General features: G+C 63.0%; 1 protein-coding gene and 3 pseudogenes. 2 read left to right on the top strand and 2 right to left on the bottom strand.

Annotated elements, in window-relative coordinates; translation table 11 throughout:
• Nucleotides 1-377 precede the first annotated feature (377 nt).
• Nucleotides 378-1,895 (bottom strand): annotated as a pseudogene (locus ASF04_RS13025) (hypothetical protein).
• A 2-nt stretch (nt 1,896-1,897) separates the two neighbouring features.
• A complete protein-coding gene (locus ASF04_RS13020) occupies nt 1,898-3,100 on the bottom strand; it encodes an SPFH domain-containing protein (protein WP_056142206.1) in 1,203 nt (400 codons plus the stop codon).
• 50 nt (nt 3,101-3,150) lie between these two features.
• Between ASF04_RS13020 and ASF04_RS13015 the strand changes: the two are divergent.
• Together ASF04_RS13015 and ASF04_RS13010 are read left to right on the top strand one after the other, a co-directional pair.
• Nucleotides 3,151-3,429: pseudogene (locus tag ASF04_RS13015) on the top strand (transcriptional regulator); the annotation flags it as partial.
• Between the two features lies 1 nt (nt 3,430).
• Nucleotides 3,431-5,517, top strand: a pseudogene (locus ASF04_RS13010) (sensor histidine kinase).
• Nucleotides 5,518-5,652: the final 135 nt, after the last annotated feature.

Raw genomic sequence — 5,652 nt, 5'->3', positions numbered from 1 at the left:
CGTCTTTCGACGGGTCGCTCACTCAAAATACTGACAGGCCACTATTTTCATAGCGCCTATTTCATTACTTCTTGTGAACATTTGATATTTTAAGTATCGCAACGACTAGCGTTGCGTGCACTTTCATCAAACGTCCACACTTATCGACTGTTAATTTTTAAAGAACTGTATTCGGTGTTGCGGTATTGCTTGCTGAAGAAGCGTTTTGTTCATCAGCGAAGAGGCAAGATTATGAAGCGTTTCGAATATTTCGTCAAGCACTTCTTTTTTTCTATCTGCCCCGCTTAACGCTGCACTGTGTACAGTGTCTTGCGAGGGGGCAAATTATAGCCAAGAAACAACAGCGGCGACAAGGCTTTTTTTCACACCGTGCAGCGCTACCGCAAGGCGACGGTTTGGCGCTTCCATGCCAGATCTTGCCAGCGGTAGAACTGGCTCAACGACGACGGCTTGTCGGCCGATTTCAGCGTGGCCAGGGTATCGATTGCTACCAGCTCGAAACTGCGCTTGTAGCGGCCATCGATCCGCGCTTCGCGCGCTACCAGCATGTTTTGCGTGCCAGGCACCCAGCCGGCAAACTCCGCATAGCCTACGCCCGGCTCGGTCGCAGCGGGCGGCAGCACATTCACCAGCCAGCCAGCTCTGGCCTGGTGGAACAACCACATCTCGCGCCAGCCGTCCATCGGCTGCACCGCCAGCGCCAGTGCGGTGCCCTGCGCATTGGCCCGTGCCGATGCCTGCCACACCACGCCATAATTGCAGCGGCGAACCAGAGGGCGTTGCACATCATGTTTTTCGTCCACCAGCAGCAGCACGCAGGTTTCGCCTGATTCACCGGCGATCGTCATGACTCGCAGCCCCGCCGCCGGTGCTAAGGACGCGGGAGGTGCATGTGCCTTGGTCGCTGCGATCTACGCTGCCGATATCGCAGCGGTTGCGCGGTTCGATACAACCTGTAGCGCCGGGGCGAACACCGGGATGCTGGCCTCGGCTGCCCACAGTATGCTGCCAACGCGCACACCTGCTTCGGCAAACGCGGTGGCGTCATCCTCGGTCAGTTCCGCCGGCTCGACCAGCCCTAGTTCATCGAGGGCGCGCTGGGCCGGCTGCAGCGCCGACTCGCCCTTGCGGGCATGCGCAAATGCCACCGACGACCATACCGCCGCGCGGCGCATGTGGAGGCGGTTGCGCAAGTGCGGCGCCAACCCGGTGAGCTCCACGCGATCGAGCACTTCCGCACGCCAGGTATCGAGCGCCGCGCGGGCGCCCGGGCCGAGCGCAGGATCGACGCACTCGGTGCGCGTGAGCCCCAGCGCCGCTGCGGCGCGTTGCGGCGGCGTCGATTGCATCGCCAGCACGCGGCGAAACGCTTCGCCGTCGTAGCACAGCTGCATGCGCCCCTCTGTTTCCTGGCTGCGAATGCCTACCCCATAATTGGCCACTGCCTCCAGGTGCGCGGCAATCACTGCGTCCCCTTGCTTGCCCAGCCTGGACGAAGCACGATGTGCCAGCCGTTCGGCCATGCTACCCAGCGCGTCGAGCGGTTCGGCGGTGATGGCCGCGGCCGGCGTCGCCTTCAGGTAGGCTGCGACATAGCTGATGCCCAGCGATTCGGCGCCCGGCGTATCGCGCAGGAAGCGGACCACCGACAATAGCTCCGGCGCATCCGCCGGCGTCAGCGAGATTCTGCGCACCTGCGCCGCGCGGATATAGCCGGCACGCTCGCGGCGGTGGTCGTACACTTGCAGGAGGTCCTGCTTCTCGCCGCGTATCTCCAGGCTGTCGCCCTGCCACAGGACGGCCTGCTGCGAGGCGCTATCCTTGGGCGCGGCACGCAACGCAGCCTGGTCTTGCGTGACGATCGCCAGCATGACGGCAGTGGCAATGAGTGACATGGTTATTCTCCTGCCTTGGCGCTGCCGAGCAGCGACGCGCCGATAAAGCCGCCGTTAGCCGGCGGCGGGGCGATGATGACCGAGACCTTGTCCGACAGCTTGTCGGCCATGGTTTTCTGGATCAGCAGCGGATTGCGGGTAATCAGTTCGCCCTCGCGTTCCATCTGCGCGGCCGCCACCTTGCCGATCGTATCCTGGCGGTAGGCTTCGGCGTCGGCCAGCTTGCGGCGGGCATCGGCTTCACCGGTGGCTTCGATCAGGCGTGCCTGGGCATTCCCTTCCGACGTCTTGATGCGCGCGGTCTTGTCGGCCTCCGCTTCCAGCCGCCGCTGTTCGATCAGCTTCTGCTTGAAGGGCAGCACGTGCGCCATGGCCTGCTCTTGGGCGCGGGCGGCGATGATCTGCTCATTGCCGGCGGCTTCGGCAGCTTTCTCGCGGCGGATCTTGTCGGCATCCGCCTCCAGCGCGGTTTGCTTCACCTGCTTTTCCTTGAGCTCGAGCGTGTAGCGCATTTTTTCGGTTTCCAGTTCTTCGGCCAGCAGCTTTTCCATGCCTGCCTGGTATTCCTCGGGCAGCGTGATCTTGCCGATGGTGATACCGCGCAGCGTGATGCCGTCCGCCGCCAGCTTGGGCTTGAGTTCCGCCTCGATGGCTTGCTGGATCTCGGCGCGACGCGACGAAAAGATTTCGCGTACCGTGTAACGCGTGAATACCTTGTAGATCACGCCCTGCACCGCAGGTTCGACGATGGCGCCGTTGATATCGGACGGCAGCGATCGGGCGATGGCGGCCACACGGTCGGCGTTGAGCGCGTAGCGCACCGACAGGTCCACGCCGAGCGCCAGTCCTTCCACCGACTGGAACGGCTTTTGATCGCTGCGGCTCGGGCGATATACCTGGTCGAGCAGCGAGAATTGACGCAATCCGTGCACACCTGGCACCAGCAGCACCGCTCCATCGCGCACCACTGCCATGGAACCGGTGAGCTGGTTGGTGCGGATGCCAAGGCTACCCGGCGTCAGCTTCGCCAGCGGCGGGTGCGTCCACAACCCATAGCCGGCGGTGCCGGCCAGGCAGAGTGCCAGCAACATCGCGCCGTTGCGGCGCACGCCGCCAACTGCAGATACGGCACCGGCGGCGCTGCCGCGCAATGTGTCGCGTACTGCCTGTGCCATCTGCCTGATCCGCTTGAGCCGCTCTGCCATGGTATTCACCTTTTCGTCATGTTGGAATTCAGGGCCTATCCCTTGCCGACATGGATCCGCTGCGCCAGCGCACGCCAATGTGGCGCGGCCATCGCATCAACCTGCCGCTGACGGCCCAGCGCATTCTGGCGGTACTGTTCGCGCGGCGCGGCCAGGTGGTCTCGTACGATGAACTGTTCGAGGTGGTCAAGAGCGGGCGCAATCGCGATAACATCCGCAAGCATGTCAGCACCATTCGCGATGCGTTCCGCGAAATCGACCCCGGCTTCGCCTGCGTCGAGAACATTCCGATGCGTGGCTTCCTCTGGGCCGATACCGAAAGCCGTTGAGGTGAACTGGCGCCGTCTCAGCCTGGTCCCCTATCGCGTGCGGCTGCTGCTGCGCGCAACCTTCGTGTTCCTGATGGTGGCGACGGTGGGCCTGGCGCTGTCGGTGCTGCAGCAGGAGAAACAGCTCAGTTACAAGAACTATCAAATCAACTTCCAGAAAACCCGCGAGCAGATCGCGGCCACCTTGCGCCATCCGTCCGGCCAACTGGCGCTGCTCAATCCTGCGTCTGGCGGTGGCGCGGCGCTGCATCCACTGCTGCTGCCATTCGCGGCGCTCGATTTCGACGACTTGCAAAAAGTGCAGCAGGCGGTGGCAATGTCGGGCTGCCTGGCGCAGTACGGCGACAACGGTTCGCTGTGCGTCGGCATCGGCAACAACCTGTGGGCCGGAGGCTTTATTTATGTCGCCGGCACGTTCGACAGCGCGCTGCTGGTGCCACATGTGCGCGGCGACCAGGTGCTCGACCAGGCCCACCGCGTCACCGTCAAGGTTGCGCTGCGCGGCCAGGTGTACGAGTGGATCGCACCGTTCGAGGAAAGTACGGAACCGCAAACGCCACGCTCGCGTTTTGGCGGCATGCGCGGCCGGCTGACCGGCTTCACTGCGGCAGATGTCGCACGCGCCAAGGCGCCAGCGGTAAAAGATTTTCGCGGCTGGATCTGGCAGAACCCGCACTGTAATCAGCCCGCCGGCAACGACGACGACAGCCGCTGCGCGCGCAGCGCCTTCTTTTCGCTGCGCTTGCCGATCGGCGTGCTGCAGGAGGGACTGTTCGAGAAACGCCGTCCGGTGTGGCCGCCCGAGGATCTCCATCGCATCAATGTCAGCATCGCGGTCCTGGCGCCAGGCGATAGCCCACCTCTGCTCGACAGCGGCAAGGGCCGAGCGCGACGCCGTTCTCGCTGGCCGACCTGACGCCGATGCTGCTGCCGGGAGAAAGCCTGCAAATCAGGCGCGTGACACAGAACGATATGCGCGATGGCGACGCGCCTGCGGCGGACATGCCGCAACTGGTTGGCGCCGTCGATCCGGAAGAACAGTCGTGGCACGTGGTAACGACGCTGATCCGCCACTTGCCGGTCGATGCCTACGACGTGCCGCTGGCTGCCAAAGAAATCATCACCACGCCGGCGGGCAGCTACGAGATCCTGCTCAAGGGTGATGTACGCAGCGTTAGCAAAAGCCTGAGCGTAGTGGCAAGCCGGCTGACGTGGTTCGTCGGCGCCATGCTGGCGGCATTGGCGCTGGCCTGGCTGGTGATCGAAATTGGCATCATCCGCCGCATCAAGGTGCTGATCAAGCGCGCCGACGATGTCGGCGAGCGAGTACGCACGGCGCGCGGATTTTCCGAGGCCGACCTGGCCGATCTGCGCGGCGAGGACGAACTTGGCGTGCTGGCCACCGGCCTGCATGACTTGCTGCGCCGCGTGCGCGAAGACGTGGAGCGCGAAAATATCCGTGCCGAGCAAGAGCGCGATATGTGGCATGCGGTCGGTCACGAGATCATGTCGCCGTTGCAGTCCTTGATGGTCTTGCACGGCAGCGCGGACGACCAGAGCCACCGCTACATCAATCGCATGCAGCAGGCGATTCGCGTGCTGTATGGACGCGCTTCGCCCAGCGAAGCGTTCCAGTCGTCCGAATTGCAGGTGACCGAGATCGACGTCGCCGCGTTCCTGCGCTACGTGGCCGACAATGCGCCTTGCATCGGCATCGATCAGGGTCACTTCAACGGGCCGGATGCGTTGCTGGCCAGGGCGGACGAATACTCGCTGGAGGACGTGGTCACGCATGTGCTGCGCAACGCCGAGCGTTATCGATTACCAGGCAGTGCGATCACGCTGGAAGCCGGCGAGACCGGCGCCACCATCACGATCCATAACCAGGGGCCGCCGATCGAAGCCGAGATGATCGGCAAGATCTTTGAATACGGCGTGTCGGACCAGGCTGAATCGGGCGCAGACGGCAACCGCGGACAGGGACTATTCGTGGCGAAGACGTACATGGCAAAGATGGGCGGCACGATTACCGCGCACAATCTGGGCGGTGGCGTCAGCTTTGTAATGAGTTTGCGGCGGGCGGGGTGAGCATAAAGCGATGGCTAAATGCGAAAAACCCCCGACCGGATCACCGGAAGGGGGTTTTTCTATATAACTAGCCTGACGATAACCTACTTTCACACTGGTTGCAGCACTATCATCGGCGCAAAGTCGTTTCACGGT

Origin of the sequence: Duganella sp. Leaf61, from assembly GCF_001421905.1 — a bacterium.
In the GTDB taxonomy this organism is placed as follows: domain Bacteria; phylum Pseudomonadota; class Gammaproteobacteria; order Burkholderiales; family Burkholderiaceae_D; genus Rugamonas; species Rugamonas zoogloeoides.
The sequence above is the reverse complement of the archived record's forward strand: the minus strand, read 5'-3'. Positions and strand labels throughout refer to the sequence as shown.

Excerpts from the sequence above, each read along its gene's own strand:
- ASF04_RS13020 (WP_056142206.1), bottom strand. The coding sequence starts at position 3,100 with ATGGCAGAGCGGCTCAAGCGGATCAGGCAGATGGCACAGGCAGTACGC.